This window comes from Sorangiineae bacterium MSr11367 (assembly GCA_037157805.1).
GTDB classification, from domain to species: domain Bacteria; phylum Myxococcota_A; class Polyangia; order Polyangiales; family Polyangiaceae; genus Pendulispora; species Pendulispora rubella.
Genome location: CP089983.1, coordinates 502,764 through 526,006, shown reverse-complemented (window position 1 = coordinate 526,006; position 23,243 = coordinate 502,764). Strand labels below are relative to the sequence as shown.

Annotated in this window: 22 protein-coding genes and 2 tRNA genes; 8 read left to right on the top strand and 16 right to left on the bottom strand. The window is 63.4% G+C overall.

The features are described 5' to 3' along the window. Positions 1-66 precede the first annotated feature (66 nt). Positions 67-876, top strand: a complete 810-nt coding sequence (locus tag LVJ94_02165) for an NAD(P)H-dependent oxidoreductase (protein ID WXB06068.1) — start codon at positions 67-69, stop codon at positions 874-876. Here the strand turns inward: LVJ94_02165 and LVJ94_02160 are convergent. From LVJ94_02160 to LVJ94_02150, 3 genes are all read right to left on the bottom strand, one after another. Next, a complete protein-coding gene (locus tag LVJ94_02160) occupies positions 873-1,214 on the bottom strand; it encodes a hypothetical protein (GenBank protein ID WXB06067.1) in 342 nt (113 codons plus the stop codon). The genes LVJ94_02165 and LVJ94_02160 overlap by 4 nt on opposite strands. A 105-nt stretch (positions 1,215-1,319) precedes the next feature. Next, positions 1,320-3,206, bottom strand: a complete 1,887-nt coding sequence (locus tag LVJ94_02155) for a glycoside hydrolase family 5 protein (protein WXB06066.1) — start codon at positions 3,204-3,206, stop codon at positions 1,320-1,322. 47 nt (positions 3,207-3,253) lie between these two features. Then, entirely contained in the window at positions 3,254-3,655 is a 402-nt protein-coding gene (locus LVJ94_02150) for a GNAT family N-acetyltransferase (protein ID WXB06065.1), read from the bottom strand. Positions 3,656-4,146: 491 nt separating this feature from the next. On the opposite strand from LVJ94_02150, the gene LVJ94_02145 reads away from it, so the two are divergent. Together LVJ94_02145 and LVJ94_02140 are read left to right on the top strand one after the other, a co-directional pair. Further along, positions 4,147-4,217 (top strand) — tRNA-Ser (locus LVJ94_02145). A 66-nt stretch (positions 4,218-4,283) separates the two neighbouring features. Continuing rightward, positions 4,284-4,360 (top strand) — tRNA-Pro (locus LVJ94_02140). Here LVJ94_02140 and LVJ94_02135 read toward each other — a convergent pair. Beyond that, positions 4,349-4,726 carry a VOC family protein gene (locus tag LVJ94_02135; GenBank protein ID WXB06064.1) on the bottom strand — a complete coding sequence of 126 codons (378 nt, stop codon included), beginning with the start codon at positions 4,724-4,726 and terminating at the stop codon, positions 4,349-4,351. The two genes, LVJ94_02140 and LVJ94_02135, sit on opposite strands and share 12 nt — an antisense overlap. Before the next feature lie 183 nt (positions 4,727-4,909). Between LVJ94_02135 and LVJ94_02130 the strand changes: the two genes are divergently transcribed. Both LVJ94_02130 and LVJ94_02125 read left to right on the top strand, forming a co-directional pair. Beyond that, positions 4,910-5,563 carry a hypothetical protein gene (locus LVJ94_02130; protein ID WXB06063.1) on the top strand — a complete coding sequence of 218 codons (654 nt, stop codon included), beginning with the start codon at positions 4,910-4,912 and terminating at the stop codon, positions 5,561-5,563. Positions 5,564-5,588: 25 nt separating this feature from the next. Beyond that, positions 5,589-5,948 carry a DUF1428 domain-containing protein gene (locus LVJ94_02125; GenBank protein ID WXB06062.1) on the top strand — a complete coding sequence of 120 codons (360 nt, stop codon included), beginning with the start codon at positions 5,589-5,591 and terminating at the stop codon, positions 5,946-5,948. Position 5,949: 1 nt separating this feature from the next. On the opposite strand, the gene LVJ94_02120 is transcribed toward LVJ94_02125, so the two are convergent. Further along, entirely contained in the window at positions 5,950-7,158 is a 1,209-nt protein-coding gene (locus LVJ94_02120; GenBank protein ID WXB06061.1) for an MxcI, read from the bottom strand. A gap of 50 nt (positions 7,159-7,208) precedes the next feature. Between LVJ94_02120 and LVJ94_02115 the strand changes: the two genes are divergently transcribed. Continuing rightward, a complete protein-coding gene (locus LVJ94_02115; GenBank protein WXB06060.1) occupies positions 7,209-9,323 on the top strand; it encodes a TonB-dependent receptor in 2,115 nt (704 codons plus the stop codon). Positions 9,324-9,464: 141 nt separating this feature from the next. Here the strand turns inward: LVJ94_02115 and LVJ94_02110 are convergent, their stop codons facing one another. The 5 genes from LVJ94_02110 to LVJ94_02090 are packed head-to-tail and all read right to left on the bottom strand — an operon-like array spanning position 9,465 to position 14,907. Continuing rightward, entirely contained in the window at positions 9,465-10,724 is a 1,260-nt protein-coding gene (locus tag LVJ94_02110; GenBank protein ID WXB06059.1) for a hypothetical protein, read from the bottom strand. After that, the gene (locus LVJ94_02105; GenBank protein ID WXB06058.1) at positions 10,721-10,981 is read right to left on the bottom strand and encodes a hypothetical protein; all 261 of its coding nucleotides are present in this window, start codon (positions 10,979-10,981) and stop codon (positions 10,721-10,723) included. The genes LVJ94_02110 and LVJ94_02105 overlap by 4 nt, the downstream gene beginning before the upstream one ends. Further along, a complete protein-coding gene (locus LVJ94_02100; GenBank protein WXB06057.1) occupies positions 10,971-11,285 on the bottom strand; it encodes a hypothetical protein in 315 nt (104 codons plus the stop codon). The genes LVJ94_02105 and LVJ94_02100 overlap by 11 nt, the downstream gene beginning before the upstream one ends. Further along, positions 11,273-12,754: a PepSY domain-containing protein gene (locus tag LVJ94_02095; protein ID WXB06056.1), complete on the bottom strand. Its 1,482-nt coding sequence runs from the start codon at positions 12,752-12,754 to the stop codon at positions 11,273-11,275. The genes LVJ94_02100 and LVJ94_02095 overlap by 13 nt, the downstream gene beginning before the upstream one ends. After that, the gene (locus LVJ94_02090; protein WXB06055.1) at positions 12,751-14,907 is read right to left on the bottom strand and encodes a TonB-dependent receptor plug domain-containing protein; all 2,157 of its coding nucleotides are present in this window, start codon (positions 14,905-14,907) and stop codon (positions 12,751-12,753) included. The genes LVJ94_02095 and LVJ94_02090 overlap by 4 nt, the downstream gene beginning before the upstream one ends. A 121-nt stretch (positions 14,908-15,028) precedes the next feature. Between LVJ94_02090 and LVJ94_02085 the strand changes: the two genes are divergently transcribed. Beyond that, entirely contained in the window at positions 15,029-16,621 is a 1,593-nt protein-coding gene (locus LVJ94_02085; GenBank protein WXB06054.1) for a serine/threonine protein kinase, read from the top strand. 9 nt (positions 16,622-16,630) lie between these two features. On the opposite strand, the gene LVJ94_02080 is transcribed toward LVJ94_02085, so the two are convergent. The 5 genes from LVJ94_02080 to LVJ94_02060 form a co-directional block, all read right to left on the bottom strand. After that, positions 16,631-16,906 carry a hypothetical protein gene (locus LVJ94_02080; protein WXB06053.1) on the bottom strand — a complete coding sequence of 92 codons (276 nt, stop codon included), beginning with the start codon at positions 16,904-16,906 and terminating at the stop codon, positions 16,631-16,633. A 61-nt stretch (positions 16,907-16,967) separates the two neighbouring features. Beyond that, complete coding sequence (locus LVJ94_02075; GenBank protein WXB06052.1) at positions 16,968-18,479, bottom strand: alpha/beta hydrolase; 1,512 nt, start codon at positions 18,477-18,479, stop codon at positions 16,968-16,970. Between the two features lie 70 nt (positions 18,480-18,549). After that, positions 18,550-19,515: a hypothetical protein gene (locus LVJ94_02070; GenBank protein WXB06051.1), complete on the bottom strand. Its 966-nt coding sequence runs from the start codon at positions 19,513-19,515 to the stop codon at positions 18,550-18,552. A 96-nt stretch (positions 19,516-19,611) separates the two neighbouring features. Then, positions 19,612-20,253 carry a response regulator transcription factor gene (locus LVJ94_02065; protein ID WXB06050.1) on the bottom strand — a complete coding sequence of 214 codons (642 nt, stop codon included), beginning with the start codon at positions 20,251-20,253 and terminating at the stop codon, positions 19,612-19,614. After that, positions 20,250-21,383 (bottom strand): sensor histidine kinase, encoded by a 1,134-nt coding sequence (locus tag LVJ94_02060; GenBank protein ID WXB06049.1) that lies wholly within the window; start codon positions 21,381-21,383, stop codon positions 20,250-20,252. Before LVJ94_02060 ends, LVJ94_02065 begins: the two co-directional genes overlap by 4 nt. Before the next feature lie 128 nt (positions 21,384-21,511). On the opposite strand from LVJ94_02060, the gene LVJ94_02055 reads away from it, so the two are divergent. Continuing rightward, positions 21,512-22,213, top strand: a complete 702-nt coding sequence (locus LVJ94_02055) for a hypothetical protein (GenBank protein WXB06048.1) — start codon at positions 21,512-21,514, stop codon at positions 22,211-22,213. A 13-nt stretch (positions 22,214-22,226) separates the two neighbouring features. Here the strand turns inward: LVJ94_02055 and LVJ94_02050 are convergent, their stop codons facing one another. Continuing rightward, on the bottom strand, positions 22,227-23,078 hold the full coding sequence (locus LVJ94_02050) for a branched-chain amino acid aminotransferase (GenBank protein WXB06047.1): 852 nt from the start codon (positions 23,076-23,078) through the stop codon (positions 22,227-22,229). Positions 23,079-23,243 lie beyond the last annotated feature (165 nt).

Sequence of the window (23,243 nt, the reverse complement as noted above, 5' to 3'; positions counted from 1 at the left end):
CATACTACCTCAGAAAAAATAGCGTACTTCTCTTTTTCTGAGTGTGGCCGCAACGTGAGCCATGCCATGAACATTCTCATCGTCTACGCGCACCCCGAGCCGCGCTCGCTCAACGGCTCGCTGAAAAATTTCTCCATGGCCGTGCTCGAGCGAGCCGGACATCGCGTGCAGGTTTCCGACCTTTACGCGATGCAATGGAAAGCCACGGCCGACGCAGGCGACTTTCTCGAGCACGAGCCGGAGACGCGGCTTCGGTATCCGGCGGCTTCGGGCGAGGCATTCGCCAACGGCACCCAGGCGCCGGAAATCGCGGCCGAGCAGGCGAAGCTCGTTTGGGCCGACGTCGTCATCTTCCAGTTTCCGTTGTGGTGGTTTTCGATGCCGGCCATTCTCAAGGGCTGGGTCGATCGCGTCTTTGCGGCCGGCTTCGCTTACAACGTCGGCGAACACACGCCGCACCGTTACGGCGATCGCTATGGGGAGGGCACGCTCGAAGGCAAGCGCGCGATGGTGATCATGACCGTCGGCGGCAGGGAGGCGCACTATGGGCCGCGGGGGATCGATGGGCCGATCGAGGATCTGCTTTTCCCAATCCAGCACGGCATCTTCTTTTATCCAGGCATGACCGTGCTGCCGCCGTTCGTCGTGTACAGCGCGGATCGCCTGAAGCCGGAAGGCTACACGGCGATCGAAGCCGCGCTCGAACAGCGCCTCGTGACCCTCGCGACCACGGAGCCCGTCGCGTATCGGGTACAAAATCACGGGGACTACGAGATGCCCGGCTTGGCCCTGAAAGTTGGCCTCGAAGGCAAAACCCAAGGCTTTGCGATGCACACGCGGGATTCGTCGCCCTGCATCGACGAGCCCGCGTCTTAGGGCGAATTCCTCTCGACGGTGTCGCCCTGTTTGACGGTGAGCCCGGGCTCGGACTGCATCGTCACCTCGTGCGAGTCGATGACGCGCACGATGGTGCCCTGCCCTATCGGCGTCATTCTGCAGTTGGCCGAGATCGGCCCGCGGGTGGTGGTACCGCATTTGTCGCGGAAGATGTGAAGCGTGTCACCCTCGCGAACCTCGGCGGGTGAATAGAAACGAACGCGCGACTCGCGCTCGTCGAGGGGATTCATCACCAGGCCACGCCGGGCCGAGGCGGTGGGACAGCCTGCAATCCCGACGGCGAGTACCAAGGCAACCCATCGAATGGGATGGTTCATGACGATATACCTCCCCCGATGTACGTGCCACGCCTCTCGAGGCGACGCCAGCGAGCGCATCCTCATCGGACGCGCTCGCGGTGTCGATGGCCTCGCCGAGGATCGTCAAGGGAATCGCTGGTTCTTCCACGCCGCAAGCTCCGTGTTGGCCGCCGTGAGCTGGGCGGAGGTCACCGCAGGGCCACTCGCGGCATTGACCAGGAGCGCGAAGTGAACGGCGCCCGGGCTACCGCCGGCGATGACCACACGGCGCGCGGAGCTCGAGCCGATTTCCGCCGTGGCGGACACGCTGCCGGAGGCGGGAAGGCTGCTCGAGCGAACGATGTCGCTGACCACGGCGGTGGTCGCGGGGACGAAGGATTGCGGGAGGTGCAGCTCCGTGGGAGCGCTGGATGCCGATTCGCGCCACACCAAGATGCCAAACTGCCGGCCCGAGACCAACGAGGCCACGTTGGGCATCGAGGAGGGTACGGTCAGCCACGCTTGCTGGTTGCCACTGCCGCCGTACCCGGAGCGCGCGAGATCTTCGTAGGCGAAGGCGAGAGTGTCCCCCGCCACGGCCGTCGGATAGAGCCGATCGAGCACGCGCGCGTCGAAGCGCAAGCTGACCTTGCCCGCCGCGTCGAGTTTGACGGCGGAGAAGTCCTCGTCGTTCCACCCATCGGCCTCGGTCTGCACTTTGTCGGGGTTGCCGTTCATCAACTCGTGATGGCGGCCATTGTAAATGTCCCAATGCCACTGCGTCGACGACAGCACGGTGCCGCCGGAGGCTGCATCGGTCCACCACCGTGAGCCAGCCACCCCCGTGTCCATGGCCTGGTACATGGCACGCACCATCCAGGGCGTGCGATCACTGCTGCCGCCCGAAAGCCGATTGCCGAACTCGGACACGAAGGGCGCGGTCGCCACCGAAGCGGCGCGCGTGCGAATCCGATTCATGGCCCCGTCGTACACGCCATCCGACGCCGGCGAGGGGTCGATGACCATGCGCAGGCCGTCGTAGTAATGGCTATTGAATACGAACTTCGTCCCGAACGTACCGACGGTGGAGAGGCCGCCCTCCTCGCCAATCGCCGTGTTCCAGAAGACGAGGGGCTCGACGAAAGCCGGCTTCGCCCCCCAGCCCGCGTTGTCCATGGCCGTGCGAAAGCGTTGGTAAAAGGGCCATAGGTAGTTCTTTTCCCATTCCAAGCCGCTCTTTCCATCCAATCCGCCGTCGAACGGCTCGTTGAACGGGTTGAACCCCAGGATGCCCTGGAACTCCTCCGCGGTGAGCTTTTGCTTGATGTACAGCATGGCCGCCGATGCCTGCTGAAGGAACGCGTCCTGCACGCCCACCGTCCCCGCCGAGGTGCTCAGCGGCCGGTTGCGCCAAAGGTCGTAGGCGGCCTGCCGCACGGCGCCGTTCGACTGCATGTTCTGCCCCCAGAGAACGCACGCCCCGCAATTCTCGACAGGGTAATTCCCCGCTTGGATCACCCACTTGGGGGCGCCATCGCCCGTGTACCAACTGCCCGGATTGAACAGGTGTGCGGAGTAGAGGTCTTGATGGTAGTCGACCAGAATGTAGATCCCTCGTTGGATGAATTCGCGCATCTGCGCGATCGCCCGATCGAGGTAGGCGTATCCGATGCTATCGGCACTGGGCTGCACGCCCTCCCAGCTGATGAGAAAGCGAATGGCATTGGCCCCCGTTTGGTCGCGCATCGCCTGCGCGGAAAGCGCGGCATCGGTGGTATTGCGGAATGGCAAAAGAGCGTTTTCATACAGCTTCGTGCTGCCGGACACGTTGAATCCGCGCAAAACGACTTCGCGGCCGCCGGCGTCGCGGAATACCCAACTCTGTTGCTTTTGCGACACTGCGACGGACGACCGAGAAACAGCCAGAGATTGCGCGGTCGAGGGGGTCGTGGCTTCGTCGGAAGCCTGGCAGCTAGAGAGCACGAGGGCGCTGCAGGCTCCAAGAGCCACAGCCGAATAGCGTGGTTTCATGATTCTTTTCTAACTGCCTTCCCACGCAGATACGAGATGCTGATTGCCTATAATCGCATCAGCCCCGCGGCGGTCGGCCCGAAACCACATCGCTCGTAAAAAGATTGTAGATGGGCTTCGTAATCGACATGCAGCCATGCCGCGCCGAGACGTCGCGCTTCTTCGGCGGCATACCGCACGATGCGCACACCGAGTCCGCGTCGCCGCTCGTTGGGATGTACGGTGGTGTCGAGGATGAACGCGTGAAGGCCGCCGTCTCCAACGACGTTCACGAACGCCACCAGATGGCCGCGGCGGCGGGCGGTCACCCACGTAAGGCTGCGCGCCAAAATGGGACGGAACGATCGCGGTTCATGATTCGGCCACGACGCCGCGAACAAGGCATGGATCTCCTCGTCGGTCGGGGCCGACCCGGCGGCGAACACGACCACGTCATCTCGTTGTTCCATGGCCGTGCATCGTGCAAATCTTTTTGATTGAAGCCAAAGATTTCTCCTTGACCCGCCTTGGTAGGCGACACATAAAGGTGTGGTAACGCTATGACGTCCCTCAGGTCCCTTTACGTATCCAACCTTTCACCACGCCGCGACCGCGCGATGTGGCAAGGCCACGTACTTCCAGGGATCGTACTTCCAGGGATCGACAAGTGCCTCCTCATTCAAGTTAAGCCGGATAACAAGCCGGAGGTAAGCCCCTAGGCGGAAGTTCCAGAGTCGCGAGAGCACTCTCGGAAGGCCGCCTAGGGAAACCCAGGCGGCCTTCGACGTTTGTGGCCATTCAACGCTCGAACGGTATCCCAATCTCTTAATCAACGATCTTACGGAGCATGACCACCCGCGAATTGCGGGAATAGGATCGACGAGGTTTTGTCGATCACTTTACGGAATTCCTTCGAGCCTTCGGGCTCGATGCATGTCGTCGTGTTTCTTCATTGCCGAATTGCGGAGTGGAGCAGGAGTAGCTCGCTTGGCTCGAAGCCAAGAGGGGCGCGTGCGAGTCGCGCCTTCGCAACTGGACGAGTGCAGCGTGTGCGCGCTGCACTCGTCCATGGGGGTCCAATATCGACCTTCGTATCTTCTGGGTATAGCTCAATCTAGTAGAGCACTCGGTTTGGGACCGAGAGGTTGCAGGTGCGATTCCCGCTACCCAGACCATGTACTGGTTGGCTCCATGAATTCCAAACGGTTGCCGAATGGATCGTAGATGTACACACGCTCGAAGCCTTCGAGCGGTTCGTCGGTGGTGACGCGGTAGCCCGCGGCTTTGCACCGAGAGACCAATTCGAAGAGCCCCTCGACGATGAAGGCCACGTGCGCTTTGGTGGCGGCGCGAAAGTCTTTCTCGACGCCGATGTGCACCTTGAGGGTGCCGCGCTCGAACCATGCGCCACCGCGCTTGGCGAGGTGTGCCGGTTTGGCCTGCTCGGGAATGCCGAGTATGCCTTGGTAGAACGCACGCGCCTCGTCTTCCCTTCCCGAGGGCATCGCGAGCTGCACGTGATCGATGAACGCAATCCGCATGCTGCCCCATGTCGTAACGCGTCCGCGGCCACCTCGCCATGGATCACGATTGCCTCCGTGTGACGAATTTGTTCACGCCACGGGCATCGCCCCCCTCGACCTTTCCCACGGCGCCAATCGTGCCTAGGCTGCAGCGAGCAACGGCAGACGACTCAGCCAAATCAAGCACGACGGAGGTGTTCCATGGGCATATTGAATCGCTTGTTCGGTGAACAACCGGAGAATCGCCCCGCACCGGCCCCCGCACCCGGCGCGGCGTCGAACGACGAAGAGGCCCTTCAGCGTTACCGCTACTTGCTGCGCACGGCCCCGCCCGAGGCTATCGAACAGGCCCATGCAGAAGCCTTCGCGCAGCTCACCCCCGAGCAACGCGCACGCGCCCTGCGTGAACTGGCGCAAGCCGTGCCCGAACACGAGCGTACCGCCGCGTCGGGGCAGGCCGATCCGCAGAGCATGGCACGCATGGCCACGCGGGCCGAGCTTCGGCAACCGGGAATTCTCGAGCGCGTTTTCGGAGGAGGCACCGGAGGTCCCCGGCTTGCCGGGGCCGACTTTCAACGCAGCGGCGGCCCATCCTTGGGTGGCGTGATCGGAGGCAGTCTTCTCGGAAGCATTGCGGGCAGCTTCATCGGCACGGCCATCGCGCACGAGCTGCTCGGTGGCTATGAGCATCAAACCGCTCTGATGGATGACGCTTCCACGCGAGACTACCAGGGCTATGAGTCGGCATCCGACGGCGACACCGTCGACGACGAAGCGCGCTACGACGAAGACATCGATCCCGGAGACGACTTCGGCGGCGGAGACGATTTCGGCGGTGGCGACTTCGACGTATGATCGTGGCAAACCCCAGGAGGTCGCCATGGCTTACGTCGATGGTTACGTGTTGGCCGTTCCCAAGAGCAACGTCGAGAAGTATCGCGAAATGGCCAGCAAGGCTGGCGCGGTTTGGCGGGAACACGGCGCATTGGAGTACCGCGAGTGTGTGGCGGAGGACGTGAAATCGGGCGAGCTCACGTCCTTCCCGCAGAGTGTGATGCTCAAACCCGACGAAACGGTCATCTTCGCGTGGATCGTCTTCGAGTCCCGCGCCCACCGCGACGCGGTGAACGCGAAGGTCATGAGCGATCCGCGCCTCGAAGGCATGATGTCGAAAGACGATCCCATCTTCGACGGCAAACGAATGATCTTCGGCGGCTTCGAAACGTTGGTGGCCGTCTAGGCTAACGCACGCGCAGGAACTGGTAGGCCCAACCCACGGACTCGTAGAGGCGCTTCACGGTGCCGTCGGCGAGGAGCTCGTAGGCCACGGTGGAGGAGTAGTCTTTGCGAGGCAGCAGCAGAAACGTGCGCCCATCGACCTTCGCCGCGCGGTAGCCGCCCGCGAACACATCGATTCCATCGATGGGCTTCGCGGTGCCGGCCTTCATGTCGTACGACCAGAAGCGCCAGTGATTCCCCTCGATGGCATCGCGCGGGGCGGTGCCCGCTCGAACGGTTTCGTGGTGGAATACGGCAAAGAAGGCTTTGCCTTGGCCGATGTAATGGAAGGCGGCGCCCTGACGGCCTTCGGTCACCTCCGGAAAGCGAACCCGGAAATCCGGATCGATGGTCGTCTGGCCCGCCTTCACCCGCACCGTGCACGTTTGCGGCGCGCCGGCATCGAACGCGGGCTGCGCCACGGCGAAAACCCAGTTGCTGAAGTAGAGATTGCCCTCTTCGTCCTTGCTGGCGAAGTCCAATCCGGGGCATGGAGCATCGATCAAGTTGCGGATCTGGTCGGAGCCCGTGTCGTAAAGCGCAATTTGCGACATTTGCGAGAAGCGGAAATAGTCGTTGTCGGACCAGTAATAGGGCCAATAGAGCTCCGCGCCCTGAGCCACGAGGGCGCGGTCGTAGGCGGCGCGCACCAAGAGACCATCGCGGTCGCGCACCAGATTGTTGCCTGCAACGCTCTGCGTGCGGATGGTCAGGGTCGTCGGATCCCAAACGACGCGCTCGACGGAGTTGAAGGTCATATATCCCTTCGAATTGCCGAATCCGTTGCCCCATAGTCCGGCCGACGAGCCGTAATTGGCAAAGTTGATGGCGCCTTCGTCCTTCCAGGCCAACGCCTCGGTGATGCCGAAGCGCATGACCGTCGGTGCCTCGCCGCTGGAGACGAAGATCTTGCCATTGACCGCATCGATGCCGCTCGAACCGGGGAATTCGCGGGCCCGCGAGAAACTGACCTCGGTGATGTTCGGCGAGTCGAACAGGTTCACGTACGAGGCATTGCTGTCCGTCGTGGAAACCAAGCTCAGAAGCGCGTAGAGCGGCTTTACGCCATCGGGCTCCGTCGACGGCGCCGGATCGTCCGTCCCACTGCACGAGAGGGTGGCCAGGAACGACAGGGCCGCAAGCGCCGACACGGGACGAAAGAAACGGATCATGCGCCGATGATATTGAAAGTGACTATCATTTGCCATACAGATCGCGCGCAGTGAAGCGGATCCTTTTTGCACTTACATGTGGTCTCCCCATTCTTGGTTCGGCGCGCGCACTTGCGGCAGGCGACGGCGACGCCCCCGCCGAGGTCAAAGTGAAGGGCGCGACGACCGCCGCGCAAAAGTTGCAGCAGTCGGCGGAGGCCGTGACCGTGGTCGATACACGGCGTGCGCAACAGCAAAGTGCAGATTTGGGAGAAGTGCTGGCACGCGCACAAGGCGTTGCGGTCCAGCGCCTCGGCGGTTTGGGAGCGAATACGCGCCTGTACCTCAATGGTTGCAACGAGGAGGAGGTGCGCTTTTTCTTGGATGGCGTGCCCTTCGAGTACGCCGGCTTTCCGTTGGACGTGGCCAACGTGCCCATCAACTTCGTTCAGCGCGCGGAGATCTATCGCGGTGTCGTCCCTATTCGATTCGGCGTCGACGCCCTTTGCGGCGCCCTGAACCTCGTCACCGCCGAGCGACGAGACAACCACCTGCGCGGATCCTACCAGGTCGGCTCCTTTGGAACCAACCGCATCACCCTCGATGGCCGTTACCGCAATATGGATTCCGGATTCGTCGCCGGCGCATCGTTCTTTTTGGATCACGCGAAGAACAATTACCCCGTGGAGGTGGAGGTGGCCGACGCGCTCGGCCGCAGCAGTACGGCCACGCTGAAGCGCTTTCATGATCGCTATATGGGTTACGGCGGCTTCGCCGAGGTTGGCGTCGTCGATCGCCCATGGGCGCGCCTATTGCTCCTCAAGGCCTTCGCTTCGACCTACGACAAAGATCTTCAGAACAACAACGTGATGACCGTGCCCTACGGCGAGGTCACCTACGGAGAGACGATTTACGGCGCCACCTTGCGCTATGAGCAGCCGCTTGCTCGGAATTTCGATTTGAAGGCCACGGCGAGTTTTTCTCGCCGCATCATCGATTTCATCGACGACTCAGCGTGGGGATACGACTGGTTCGGCCGGCGCACGACGCCCCGCTTTCCACGGGGCGAAATCGAGAACATTCCGCACGATCAGACGTTCTGGCAAAACAATGCTTACGGCAACGCCATGCTGTCGTGGGCCATCCACCCTTCGCACATCGTTCGCGTAAACATCACGCCACAAGGCAACTTTCGCACGGGTGAGGAGCGTATTTTGCCCACCCCGGGTGCGCCCGATCCACAGGGCGGCAAACGGAACCTTTTCAAATTGGTCACCGGCGCCGAATACGAGAGCCATTGGTTCGGCGGCCGGCTGGAGAACGTGGTCCTCGCCAAGGATTACGTGATGCGGATGGAAGGCGAAGTCGCCGGTACCACGAGCTTCAACTCGGTCTCGACGAGCTCACACACGATTGGCGCCGGCGATGCGCTTCGCTATCGGTTCACGCCGTGGCTCTATGCCAAAACGTCGTACGAATATGCCACCCGCCTGCCGAGCGCGTTCGAAATATTCGGCAACGGCGTGCTGATTCGCCCCAACCTGGAGCTCGAACCAGAGACGAGCCACAACTTCAATGTCGGCCCGCGCGTCGAGATCAAACGCTCGCCGGTGGGTTCATTCGTCGTGGACGTTAACCTCTTCTATCGCGAAGGCGACAACCTCATCACGCCGCTACTCACCGACAAGTTCATCACGTACCAGAACGTCTATCGGGCACGCACCTACGGACTAGAAAATGGGGCCCAGTGGGATCTGCCAGGGCGCTGGCTCCACCTCGATGGGAGCTTCACCTTTCAGGAGCAGCGAAATGTGTCCAAGGAGGGCCCCTTCCGTGCGTTCGACGGAGATCGCATTCCCAGCCGCCCCTGGATGTACGGAGCCTGGGCCGCCGAACTGCGCTTCTACAACATCGTGACCCCCTCGGACAGCATCAAGCCTTTTTACACTGGCCGGTACGTGCATGACTTCTACCGCAGTTGGGAAAGCCAGGGCCTCACAGCGTACAAGCAAGTGATCCCAGCGCAAGTCACCCACAACGTTGGAATCTCCTACATCCTCGCGGGCCCGGCCACGGTCACCACAACGTTCGAAGTGCAGAACATCGCCGACGCGCAAGTCTTCGACGTCTTCGGCCTGCAGCGACCGGGCCGCGCCTTCTATTTGAAGATGACCGGCGATATCTAGACCGCCGCCCAAACGTTCTGGAAAGAGGGCATCACGGAAAGGCGGGAAGTATTGAGAACGTTTTCCCTCGTCATCGTTCTCGACAATCAAAAAACCTTCCCGCCTTCCCGCCTTCCTGTGAACTCTCTCCAGAACGTTGCCCTAGCGTAAGCGGTAAATGTCGCGCAGGAAGCCGTCCATCTGGAAGCGGAAGGTGGCCTGGTTGGTCACCGGATCGAATTCGCAGAAGGACGAGGTGGCGTTGTCGGCGGATTCGGCGGCGTAGTACTTGCCATCGAGTACGGCGCCCCCGAAGGCGATGACGGAGAAGCCGATGTCGGGGACCTCCTGCGCTTTGACGGTGTCGCCGAGCTCGAAGCGCCAGTATTTGAAGGCCTTTTGCGACCAGATGCCCGAACCCCCGAGATCGGCGCCCGCTTCGACCCGATCGGGGTAATGCACTTTGGCATACCCCACGCCGTGGCCGACGTAGAAGAGCTGCGTGGCCGCCTCACGGCCTCCGGTGACGGAGGCCACCTCCACGAGGTAGTTCGGGTCGAAGACCATTTCGTTGGGGCGGATGCGCAGAATGCACGTCTTGGGCACGGGCTGCTGCGTTTGAATGGCTGCGGCTTGGGCGAGGTAGCTCCTGCCGTCGGCGAGCGTGTACAGCGTCCCATCGTCCAAGAACGCCGGTTGCCCCGCGGCCACGCAGCGTTCGTCGTGGGCGACGGCAAGGAGCTTGTCCTCGTTGCCATCGAAGATGACCATGTTGGATTCGTGGCCAATCTTGTACAAATTGGGATTCTTGTAATCGACGTAGCGCAGCGGCGTGTACACCTTGCCGTCGCGCACCGTGGAGACCCAGAGCTCGACGTCGAAGCCCTCTTTCTTGAGCGACGAAAGGTCGATCGTCTTGACGATCTCCATCGTGGTGGGATTCCACACGATGGCTTTGTACTGCGCCTCGGCAAAAAGGTACGCTTTCGTCGGGCTGACGAAGACATTGCCGAAGGGGATGGCTTTGAGTCCGTAGCTCGCGAAATTGAGGTGCGGGAGGTTCGACGCGACGAGTTTGCCGTCGGCGTTGGGCTCGAACTTGGCGATCTCGGGCTTCTCGGCGTACCCCACGTAGGTGAATCCGCCGTAGGCCATGTGGCGCGAGTTGCCGGCAATCTCGGTCGCGCGCGACGTGGTGACGTCCTGGTCGAGGGACGGAATCGATTGCACGTACAAGGTTCGCGCACTGGGCCCCTGGATGACCGTGCCAATGGAATAAAGGCGATTGTCGGCGGGCGTCGACGCGGGGCTTCGCTTCGGACAGACCACGCTGCCCGGGTCGGGGTCGTCGGACGACGAGCTGCTGCATGCGCTGAGCGCGGCCATGAGGCCTAGGAAAAGCAGGGAGCGTGCGGTGTTCATGAAGGACTCCATAAGGCGAGCGCGAGGAAGAGGGCCGACAGTGCGATGTAGACGGCCCATGCACGGGCGCCGCTCTTGGCGACGAATCCGAAGCAGGCGGCGGTGATCCAAATGAGGACGAAGCTGTAATGCGCCATCGCGAAGCGCGTACCCAAGGAAAACGGGGCGGCGCGAGCGATGCAGACGATAGCGCTGATGGCCAACCCCAGAGACCCGAGGATGGCGGCGGTGAGTCGCGCAATGGTGTTACGGCGCATGGCCACCTTGCAAGAGAAGGCCGAGTGCGGAGACCCACGGCAGCACGAGGGCAATGCTCCAGACGAGTCGTGGCCACATGGCGACGGACACGACGAAGACGCTTCCCGAGACGACCCAGGAGAAGATGAAGAGAAGGCTGCCGATGATGGCACCGTTGCCGTGAATCCAGAGCGCGAGCGAAGCGACGGTGAAGAGAATGCCGGCGGTGCGCAGGTAGGCTTGCCACCGCGGGTAGCGCTTCGAGGCCGCGTGAAACAGCGAGAAGGCCAATAGGCTCCACGAGAAGGCGGTCAAGTCGACCATGATGCCCTCACCGTATGAACGAGGCGCGCAGCCCCGAGGAGCCCGACGCCAAGGACGAAGAGCGCCACGTCGATGCCTCCGAGGTGATGACGCACGTCGAACACGGGCACCGACGCGAAGAGCGCACCGGAAACCACGAGCAACACGACCCACGATTTGCGAGCATTCGACGCAAGAAGGCAACCGAGGAGCGCAAGGCCCCACGTGCCGAAGAAGGCGACCGATTCTGCGGTCATCCGCCAGGGAAGGTGCATCGGAATGCAGCGATTGGCCCAAAAGAGCACGGCGGTCGCCAGGCAAACGCCGCCACCTGCGGCCACCGTCATTCGAGACAAAACGCGATTGGACGCGCGCGCCTCTCGGGTTTCGCGGCGCAAGAGCCAAACCCAGTTGCCGGTGAGGATCGTCAGGCACGCGGCAAGCGCGCAGAGCGCGTACAAGATTCTCACGGTCCACCCGCCGTACCGGACGAAGTGAAGGCTTCGAATCCATTGTTCGATGTTCTGCGCCGGACCGTTCGCCCCCGGCGTCTCCACGCGAACCACGGCACCGTCGCGCAGACGAAGGCGGACCATGGAGGTTCCCAGCGGCGAGTCCGCGCGCTTGCCGAAGACGCCAACGGTCCCCTCGGCATCGCCGTAATTCACGAATCGAAGGACGTCGGGGGAAAGGCCGGGCAGCGCATCGGTTGCCTTGGCAACCAGTTGATCCAAGTCGATGGGTGCAGCGCGCTGGCTGCTCGCGGCAGGGCCGGAGAGATCTCCATACAGGGCCCGATCGGCGGCCTTCGCATCGCTATGGAATACTGGCCCGGCAAAGAGCTTCAGCAGCAAGGGGCCAAAGCAGATCATGGCCCCGGTGAAGGCGGCCATCGATTGAAACGGCAGGCCGAAGACGGCAAGGATCTTGTGGGCGTCGGCCCAGACGATGCCGGATCGCTTGTGCGCGCGGAACTGATGAAGCTCGCGGAAGATCTTTCGAAAGTGAATCACCACGCCGGTGACCAGGCCAAGGCCCATGGCGACGCCAAAGACACCCGCGATGAAGATGCCCTGGGGAAACCAGCGGTCGTGGTAGAGGAAATGGACGTACAAGAGGATCGACGCCAGGCGTGAGCGATCGGGAATCACCTCGCCGGTGCGCGGGTTCACGTGGGTCATCCGACGAACGCCGCCCGCGGCCGGTACGTAGCGAACGTCCACGGTACTGCGCTCTTCGTCGGGCAAATACACGTCGATGCGTTTGCGGCCCAATTGGCCACTATCCAACATCGGGCGAACGAGCTCCGTGAGCGGGCGCACGTCTCCGTGGGGAGCGTGGAGCGCGGGATCTTGCCACATCCCGAGCTCCTCGTAGAAGACGCAGAATGCGCCGGTGAAGCACATGACGTGAAGCACCAGCCCCGCCCACACGCCGAGCCAGGCGTGCACGTCCCAAATGGCCATGAACGCGTGTTTCGACAGCTTCATGGTGAATTGCCCCAATCGTGCTCGAACGTGCCCTTGAAGAAGAACGCGCGGCCGGGCTTCTGGACACCGAAATTGTCGTACGCGTGTGCGTCGGTCAGGTTGTAAGCCTCGAGACTTGCGGTGAACGTGGAGGGCACCCGAACGAGGTAGGTGAGCGCTGCGGAGTGGAGGAGTTGCGATTCGATGTGGTCCTTCGAGGACTTGTCGCCCTGCCCTTCCCACGCGCGATAGAAGCTGTGCACGTAACGGGTGGTCCAGCCGAGCGATATCTCGTCGCGGGGCGTGAGGACGTCGGGCATGCGAATCCGCGCGGTCACGCTTCCATAGGCCCAAGGCACGTTGGGAATGCGATCGCCCTCGGTTCGTTGAAAGGCCCCCTCTTTGGAGGTGTTGCGGAAGTCTTGGTAGGTGAAGCTTCCGTCGAGGGAAACGTAGTCGCGCGGCGAGCGGTATCCTGCGGAGCCCTCGATGCCGACGGAGCGAGCGGCGTAGACGTTCTGAAAATCGTAAGCGATGTCGTTTTGAATGGGCGTGATGAGATGATCCGCGTAGCGCAAAAAGCCATTGGCCTCGGCGCGCAGGGTCCCGGCCGGCGTTGGAGCCGTTTCCACGAGGAAGCCCGCATTGATGTTGTCGCTGGTTTCCGGTACGAGCCTCCGGTTTTGCTCGATGAGAACGCCGTCTCCAAAGAGCTCGACGGGGCCGGGCAAACGGGTGGCGTGTTCGTACGACGCTTTGGCGAAGAGGCCATGGGCGATGCGAAAGCGGGCAGCGTCGCCGGCGCCGAAGCTGAGATCCGTGTATTCGTGGGTCACGAACCGGTCGACCAATTCTTCGGAGCTAGTGTGGATATGGTAATTCTTGACGAAGGCAATGTTCTGGAGCCTTCGATCGAAGAGGTTGACCTCGGCCTCGAGGCCGTTGATCCAGGTGAAGAGACTGCGCGTGCCGGAAAGCGGATCGAGGGCTCCGGGCGCGAGCGGAAGCTTCTGTTCACCGGAGCGCGAGACCCACGTGGGGGCCGCAAACGCGCGCACCGTGGCGGCGGGCGAGAGAATCCAATCGATGCCCAGTCGCTCGAACACGGTATGTTGGCCGATGGTCTGGTCCGTGGCCGGGCGCCCCGTTTCACCGCGGCCCGGGCCGGACAACCCGACCCGGTGGCCGAACCAGTCGTAAAACCATGGGGAGCGATCGACGAAGTCAATCGCACGGTGGTTGTATCCGCTTGTCGTCGAAAGCACGACCTTCGTGGAACCGACGTCCATCGCCGGCGATTGATAGCGCACGATCGCTCCCAGCGCGCTCTCCGCAGAACGAACTTCGCCGTACGGTATGAACATGATGAAGTTGCTTTGGAGATCCTTGGCGGCGTCCATTCCGTAGATGCGCAGCGACAGCCGCTTGGCCCAGGACCGGTCGAGGACGCCGGCCTCCAACCCCGCACCGTACGCGCGGTACGCGTCGTGGAAACGATGCACGGTGGCCGGGACGCTTCGCCCTTCCTCGGCGACCTGGACGTCGACGGGGTAGTCGTTCTTGGCGCGGTCGTAGAAGCCATTGGCGCGCGCGAACAGGCCCGAGGCCGGATCATAGTATTGCCCGGTGGCCGTTGCGCGGTACGTGCCGAAGGAGCCAACTTGGTACGACGCTGCGGTGCGTGTGCCCGGCCGGGTCTCGGTGACCAGGTTCACGGCACCGCCCAGGGCGTCGGCGCCGAATCGGCCGGGGACCACGCCGCGATAGACTTCCACCCTTTCGACGAACGCAATGGGGATGTCGGCAATGCCGGGGGGAAGCCCCGTATAGCCCGCGGGAACGCCATCGATGAAGAAGCGAACCTGCTCGCCTTGAAAGCCGTTGAGGGAGAATTGCGCCGTGGAGCCGAGTCCACCCTCGCGTCGCACGACAATGCCTTGCTGGCGCGCCATCACCTCGCCCAAGTCGGCGCTTTCTCGGTGCGCACGCTTGGTGTCGATGACGCTCACGGCCTCGGCCGAATGCCGAAGGCGCGTCGCCGATCCCTCGCCGCGAACGGCGACCTCCTGCATTTTCGGCGGCGGAGTGCGCGCCGCGGGCGCCTGAGCGTGTGCGTTGTTCGAGAAAAAGCCCGCGGTCGAGAGGAATGCGGCGAGCGTACGAAAGGAAAGCACGGCAAGATAATGAACGTGATTTTCACGTTCACAGGCCGCCACATAACCTCAACCGGTCGTTCGAGTCAAGGCCGAAGCTCACCCGGACCGCCGGGAACCGGAAGGTGATACCTCTGTAAAGATGCAGTCGAGCTCCGAACGCGCGCTCGCGAGGGTGGGGACCTCCGTTCATCAGTGCCGGCTCGAGCGCCTCATTGGGATCGGGGGCATGGGCGCCGTGTACGCGGCCACGCATCGCGATGGGCACCGCGTGGCCATCAAGGTCATGCTCGAGCGCTTCCGCGACGATCCGAGCATATGCCATCTGTTCGAACGCGAGGCCGCGGTCGCCAATCAAGTAGGCCATCCCGGGGCCGTCCCCGTGCTCGAACACCACGTCGGCGACGATGGGTGCGCGTTCCTCATCATGCCGCTCCTCGAAGGAGAAACGCTTCGCGCCCGCTGGGAACGCGCCGGCAAACGACTGCCTGTGTCGGAGGTGGCGGTCCTCATGGCCGATGTCCTGGACGTGCTGGCGAGTGCGCACACGCGTGGCTTGGTGCACCGCGACATCAAACCCGAGAACCTCTTCGTGACGGCGGCCGGGGAGGTACGCGTGCTCGACTTCGGAATTGCACGCCGCATCGACCCGAGCGGAACGTCGACCATCTGTGGAAACATGATCGGCACCCCGGCGTTCATGCCGCCGGAACAAGCGCTCGGAAAAAGCGACGCCATTGGACCGCACAGCGACTGCTGGGCCGTCGGGGCGACGATTTTCACGCTGCTTTCGGGCCAGCTCGTCCACCCTGCCGAAACCAATGCCGAGCAACTCGCCGCCGCAGCGACCCGCCACGCGCGCTCCCTCGCAGACGCCGCGCCGCATCTGCCGCGAGCCATCGTGAAGTTCGTGGACGCATCGCTCGCCTTCGAGCCCGAACAGCGGTGGCGTTCGGCCCGGGAAATGCGCGATGCGCTCCTGGTCGCGTTCGAGACTGCCCTCGGAGAGCCCGTTCCCGCCCTCGCGATGCGCACGCGTCCCGTATGGGTGAGCGAGTTATCGCGCGAGGCCGAGCAAACCTACGCCAACGCAACCCCGGGCGCCGACGCTGCGGAGCGCAAGAACGCCGCCCCGCCACGTGGACCTGCGGGACCGGCGCGCAATCTCTCGGGCATCGAAGTCGACGTCGACGTCATACTCGCGAATTTGCACTTGGTGCCATCGTCGCTGCTTCCCATCTACCTCAAATACGGATTGGCCTCGGCCACGGGCGACGGCACCATCGCTCTGAAGCCGGAACGCTGGTGGCCGTTCGATGCCTACGTCGCCTGCGAACGTGAGATCTGCACGACGTTGGGTCCGGCCAAGTCCATGGAGTTGGCCAGGCTCTTCGCGCTGCACTACGAACTGCCGCCTTCCATGCGCGACATCCACGGAGTGATGCGCGCGCTGGACATCGCCTACCATGCGCGGCATCGAAAAGACGGCAAGCTCATGGTCGACGAGGGCACACTGCACGTGGCCGATGGCATCGGCCACATTCGCTACCGCGGTGAGCCCGGGGAGAACCTCATCGCCCTGGAGGTCGACATGGACCTCCATTGCGATTGGCAACGCGGATGCCTGTTGGGGATCGCCCGTCGGTTCGAGCCGCACTCGCTGGTGGACCATGCTTCCGGCCCGTGCCGAAAATACGGCGATCCCCACTGTGTGTACCACGTCACCTGGTGGTGACGCGCCCACTCAGGATGCGCGGACCGACGTGCGGATCTGCCGAGGGTACTCGGGAAAGTACCGCTCGATGACGGGCAACGCGAAGCTCGAGAGAATGGACTCCTTGGGCTCGCGCTCGAGCAAAAACTCGAACGACGCTTCGAGCAGATGCTCCGGCGTCGCCCCCGGAGCGTACCGTTGGATGTCGGCCTCGGTGACCGTGACCTCGTGCTCGGAGGACGAATTTCCCTCGTGGACCGTGATGCGATATTTCGACCCACCCAAGTCCGAAATGTCGAATTTCATGGCGGAGCGCTGTCCCATGTTTGCATGGTAACGGGTTTGGGCCCGTCCGCGTGCGCCGAAGTCATGGGGTCGTCGGGGTGGGCAGCGGAAGCGGTGCGCACTCGACGTCGGCCATCCGGCCGGGCTTGCGCCGTGGCAACGCGCCCGTCGTCAGGTAGTCGGCGATTTTCGAGTCCACGCACCCATTGCCGCTTAGCGTGCCGGCGTGGTTCGTACCACCGGGCACGCTGATCAACGCGGCGCTCGGGAAGCGCGAACGCACCTCGAGGCTGCCTTCGAAAGGCGTCGCCGCATCCAGCGTCTCGTCGATGAGAAGTGCGGTCTGTCCCCAGGACCCGTTCACGGTCACCGGATAACCCGAGCGCGCGGGCCAGAAGGCGCACGGAGCGTTGGCCCACGTTTGTCCCCACGTGGTATCCGGGGCCTGCGCATGGGAAGCCACGGTGTCGGCGTGCCACTGTGCCCAGTTCGTCGGCCAGGGAGCGTCGGTGCACAGCTGCGCGAGCTGCGGCGCGTACGTGCCTTCCCCGCCCGAGTGATAGACCTGCGAGAAGAACGCCTTCAGAGCAGCCGCGTCACCGTTGGTGACCCAATTTGAGAGCACCCCGCCGAGCAGCGGCCACGATTGCTGGAAGTACGAGGGGAAGAGAAACACGTCGATCCACTCGGACGGCCCAATGACGCCACCTGCAGGTGCCGTCGCCAGCTTTTGCAGTTGGGCATTCCACACGTTTCGCAGATCCTGCCGCGTTTTGCCGAGATGGTACGCGTCGTCGTGGGAGGCGAGCCAATCGAACCAGATTTCCAAGTTGCGCTCGAGCGGCACATTCTGGTCGAAAGCGCCCGCTCCATACCAGACGCGACGAGGATCGACGATGCTGTCCAGCACCATCCGCCGAACCCGGCCTGGGTACTTCGTGGCGTACACCTGCGCGAGGTACGTACCATACGACTGCGCAAAGACATTGACGCGCTCCACGCCCAGCGCGGTGCGAATGGCATCCATGTCGGCGGCCATGTCGACCGTCTTCATGTGGTCCAGCAAATCCGCGGGCGCATTGTTCGCACATGCGTCGGCGTACCCCTTCACGCGCGAGAGCCACTGCTGCTCGGCGGCCGGCGTCGCGGGCACGTAATAGGGACGGTTGTACTCGAAGTACCCTGGATTGCACGCGATCGCCGGTGCACTGGGCGCCTGGCCTCGCCGCGCAAAACCGATCCAGTCGTACGCACCGCCCGCCCCATTGGGAAGGCGCCCGCCAAGAAGTGACATGTTGAGCCCGGAGCCCGTGAGGGCATCCGGCGCGCCGAGGACGACACCTTGATAGGCATTTTCGGCCACCTTGTGCCGCACCCGGGAGAGGGCCAAGGTGATGGTCTTTCCGCGAGGATTGGCCGGATCGAGCGGCACGTCCAACGTGCCGCATTCTGCTCCCGCGTTGGCCAAGGCGGGATCCGAACAGACTCCGCTCCAAGTGATGGCGTTGGTCGAAGGCGTCGCGCCCGCCGTCGGGGTGAAGATGGCGACGGCCAAGGCCGCGCCCGCAAGTGCTACAATGATCGGACGTTTCATTGTGCCGTCTCTGTTTGGGCTCCCGCGCGAAACCGGCAAGAGCGCATTGTACCAGCCAACCGGTCGCGATTCATTCGTCCGCGGTGGCGGCATGGCAATAGGTGCACGCATGCCCCGCACTCGCCCCGCCGAGGGGCGGATCGTTCTTCGGATCGGCATCCCAATAAAGAGCCGCTTTGGCCTGGAGATTGGCATTCAACCGATCATCGAGAAGCGATTTATAAGGCCATTTTGGATATTCCTTGACGAGTTTTGCATTATTGTAAACGATCCTGGCGACATCCACTTTGCCTTGCTTGACCAGCAGATCTCCCCAATAGAGATAAAAGCCTTCGGCATTGTGCGGAGCGATCCAGTCGTTCCAGCATGCCCGGTTCGGCCCCGTGTCGGTGGCGCGGTCGAGGTATTTCGATATATCGGGATGATTGCGATCGGCCTTCTCACCGAAACACGCCTCGTACGTATCGAACGCGGCGTCGACGGCCTTCGCGTAATCGGGATCGCTTGCCGGCAGACCGTCGTAGGCGAGCGATTTGCAGAACAAGCTGAATTGCGGCCATGCACGGACGCCAGCCTCGAGGGTCGCATACCCTTGCTGCACCAAGGCATCGTCGTGAATCGCACGGCCTGCATTGAGCTGTTGCAGGCCGAGGAAGCAATCGACACGCGCGTCGTCGGGATTCTTCTGCTTGGCCGTCGAGAAAAGCTCCAGGCTGGCCCGTGCCTCGGTCTCCAGCGCCGGGCCGTTCGGGCGTGGATCGCGCGCGAACTCTCCGACGTGCCAAAGGTGCGCGAGGCCGCGCACGAACGACACGGGACCATCCTGCGGAGCGGCGGCCGCGGCGCCGTCCAGCGCTTGGGCATGGCGCGCGGCGAGGCTGTAACGCGAGGCGTGAAAGTCGTCGAAGAAGGAGGCGACGGCCGGGTGCATCGGCCCCGGGGGCGCGCGGCCGGCGTCGTCGTTGTCGTCGTTCGAAGAGGCGCATGCCGCGGCGGTGAGCAGGGCAAACGCGAGGACCAGGCTCCGTACTTTCATGTCTGCCATCGTGAGGTTTCCCACCCGTCACAGGCCATGGGCCATAGGTCATGGTCGTGGTCATGGTCGTGGTCATGCCGCGGGCATGACCTCGGGTCAGGAAATGCCGAGCTCGCGCGCCTTGAGCGCCGCCTGGGTGCGATCCTGCACGCCGAGCTTCGTGAAGATGCTCGTCACATGGTTCTTCACCGTCCCCTCGGCGATGGACAAGGCCACGGCGATTTCCTTGTTGCTCGCACCGCGTGCCAGCTCGCGCAGCACGGCCAGCTCCCGCTCGGAAAGTCCCAACTCCGCGGCAGCATCCCGTTTCGGTATCGCGCTCAGGCGCGCGAACTCGCTCACCAGCTTGGCGGCGATGCTCGGTTGCAGCAGCGCCTCACCGCGCGCCGCAAGGCCGATGGCCTCGACGAGCTTCTCCGAGCGCGTGTCCTTGAGCAGATACCCGAGTGCGCCGGCGCGCAGGGCCTCGAAGACCGATGCATCGTCGTCGAAGGTGGTGAGCGCAATCACGCGCGGCGCGTGGGGAAGCTTGGAGATGCGGCGCGTGGCCTCCACACCGTCGAGCACGGGCATGCGCAGATCCATGAGCACGACGTCGGGCGCGAGCTCAGAGGCAAGCGCCACGGCCTCTTCGCCATTCGAAGCCTCCCCCACCACATCGACCCCGCGCGCACCGAGCACCGTGCGCAGTCCTTCGCGAAACAGCGCCTGATCGTCGACGATGAGGACGCGTATCATCCCGGCACCTCCATCTCGAGGGCAAAGCCCTGCCCGGGCGCCGTCCGAATCGCGATATTCCCCGCGAGGAGGTCCGCGCGTTCGCGGACGCCGGTGAGGCCGAAGCCCTCGCGCGATCCATTCATCCCCATGCCATCATCCTCGATGCGAAGGCGCACGCGTTCCCCGGGGATGAACGCGAGGGTCACGGTGACCCGCGATGCGCGCGCATGACGGCGCACGTTGGTCAGCGCCTCCTGGGCGGTACGGTAAAGGGCATACTCGGTGGGATCGGGCAGCCTGCGCACCTCGCCTTCGACGGCGAGGTGCGCGGGGGTTCCCGCATCGGTGCACTCTTCGGTGAGCTTGCCCAGCATCTCGACGAGCGGCCGCGGCGCCGAACCGCGCAGCACGGCCACACTGCGGCGCACCTCGCCGAGGATCTCGTGCGTGAGCTCACGCGCCCGCGCGAGTGCGCCCTGCGCCTTCTCTGGATCGTGCGCGAGGGTGAGCTGCGCGGCCTCGAGCTGCACGTGCACCACGGTGAGGTAATGCCCCAAGCCGTCGTGGATCTCACGGGCAATGCGATTGCGCTCCTTGGCGGCGCCGAACTCCTCGAGCTCCTTGGCCAGCCGCGTCGCCTCCGCGCGGGCGCGTCGCTGCGACACGTACATCTGCGAGAAGATGATGACGAATGCCGCACCCGAGCCCCACTCGACGAATTCGCGCGCCACCACGAATGGAGGCCAGTGCTCCAGGAGAAGCGACCACAAGACGGCACCGGCGCATCCGAGTGTGACGAGGATCACGCCGCCCGCGGACAGATAGAGCACGGATGCACTGATGACCGACATGAGCATCAGCCGCACCGTGCCGCGCCCGAGCACGACGGCAACGCCCCCCACCAGCACGGCCGCCGCAAAACATCCCGCGAACTGCCCTCGCGTCCCGCGTTGCTCGATGGCATAGAACCCGGCCGTCCCGAGCAACGCATACGCGACGGCCAGCGCCACGACGATGGCGAGGGTCGCCCCGGACAGCGGATTGGTCTGCGACGTGGCCGCACTCACGACCCCTGCGAACGTCACCACCACCACGGCCACGGAGAGGCTCGGATTGGAGTGAAGGATCGGTTCGCGCGCGGCAGCCATGTCTCCCAGGCTAGTGCAGTGTAGCGCGCTTCCTGTGGCTCGATGGCAACATGCGCGGCATTCACGCGAACCACCGTCCACGCGAGAAATACCGCGCGGTACGGCTATTGCTGAGTGCGCGGAGGCTCATGATGAGAGCTCCTTTCCTTGGCTTACTCCTCCTTTCCCTCGGCATGACCTCCGGCGCCGCCGCGAATGCGCAATCCGCGACGGGCCTTCCTCCCCTGCCCGCTTCGGACGAAGCGCCGCCCGCCACCGAGCAAGACAGGGACGGGGCGGAGGATGAAGTCCCGACGAAGAAGGTGCCCGTGGAGTTCACGGCGAACCTGACGGACATCACGTTTCACATCGACGGCGAGCAGCAGCTTTGCCGCGCTCCATGCAACTTGGCGCTTTGGAAAGGCGTCCATCGGATCGCCGTTCGGCACAGGACCTGGAGACCCATCGAACTGAACGAGTTCGCGCTCATTCGCCAGCCCTCCCGCGTCGAGGCCACCTATACGTCCCGCGAGGGAACGCGCTGGCTCGGCGTCACCATCGGCGCCAGCGCATTGGTCGTCGCCCTCCTCCTCGTGAGCGCAAGTCAGCTCGGGGACGACGAATGCAAGCCCAAGAAAGACTGCACCCCGGAGGTGAACACGGCGGTCGCCGCAACCGCAGGGATCGTGGCCGGCGCAGGCCTCATCGTCACCCTCGCCCTTGTCACCATTGGGGACAAAGTCGCGGTCAACGTCGTGCCGCACGTCTTCACGAAGCGCCATGAACGCGCACCGGCTGCACGTTCCCCCACGCTCGATGGCGGAGGGCTCGCGCTGCAAATGCGCTTCTAATTACGAAATTGTCTCAGGAATGGGCCCAGTCCCAATAGAGCTGCCGCGCCTTTCGCGCCACCGGGCCATATTCCAGGTCCCGATCGTCGAAGCGCACGATCGGGACGACTTTGGAGACGTTCCCGGTGCTGAAGATCTCGTCCGCCTGGCGGAAGTCGTCCACGGTCAACGTCGTCTCGTGAACGGTCACGCCGGCATGACGCAGCAAGCCGATGACGCGCTGCCGGGTGATGCCGTCCAAGAAGGTGCGATTGGGCACCGGGGTGAACACCTCCCCGCCGCGGACCATGAAGACGTTCGCCGTGGCCAGCTCGGCGACGTTGCCCTGCGTATCGCAAGAGAGCGCATTCTGGAATCCACGGGATTTGGCCTCGCGGAGCATGCGCGCATTGTTCGGGTAAAGGCAGGAGGCTTTCGCATTCACCGGCATCGTCTCCAGGGTCGGCCGCCGGAATTGCGTGGTGGTGATGGAGATGCCCGAGGCCCCGGCCATGGGCATTTCTTCGAGGCACAAGGCGAAGGCCGTCGACGATGCCAACGGCACGATGACGCCGACGTCGTACTCCTCGGCCCAGTACATAGGTCGGACGTAAACCGCCGCATCGGGCGCGAACTTGCGAAGTCCCTCCCGTGCAATCTGCTCGATGGCTTCCCCGGATAGGGTGGGATCGAAGCCCAGGGCGCGGGCACTGTCGTTCACCCTCGCACAGTGCCGATCCAAATCCGGGACAACCCCCTCGAAGGCGCGCGCCCCGTCGAATACCAAGGATGCGAGCCAGGTCGCATGCGTCACGGCACCGAGAAGCCGGACATTGCCGGGGTGCCAGTCATTTTCGTAGTAGGTCCAAACCGTTTTGGTCGTCATCGCGGGCGCTGCCTCCAGCGACAACCAAAACATCTCGCACGGCGCAAATCCATCTTGGCCGTTGCGTTTCGCCCAATTGGCCGGTTTGCCGTCGAGAGCGAGCACAGCCGCTAAACGACACCGGTGTCATATTCCATTGACCAAATCGTTAATCCGTGACGCTCA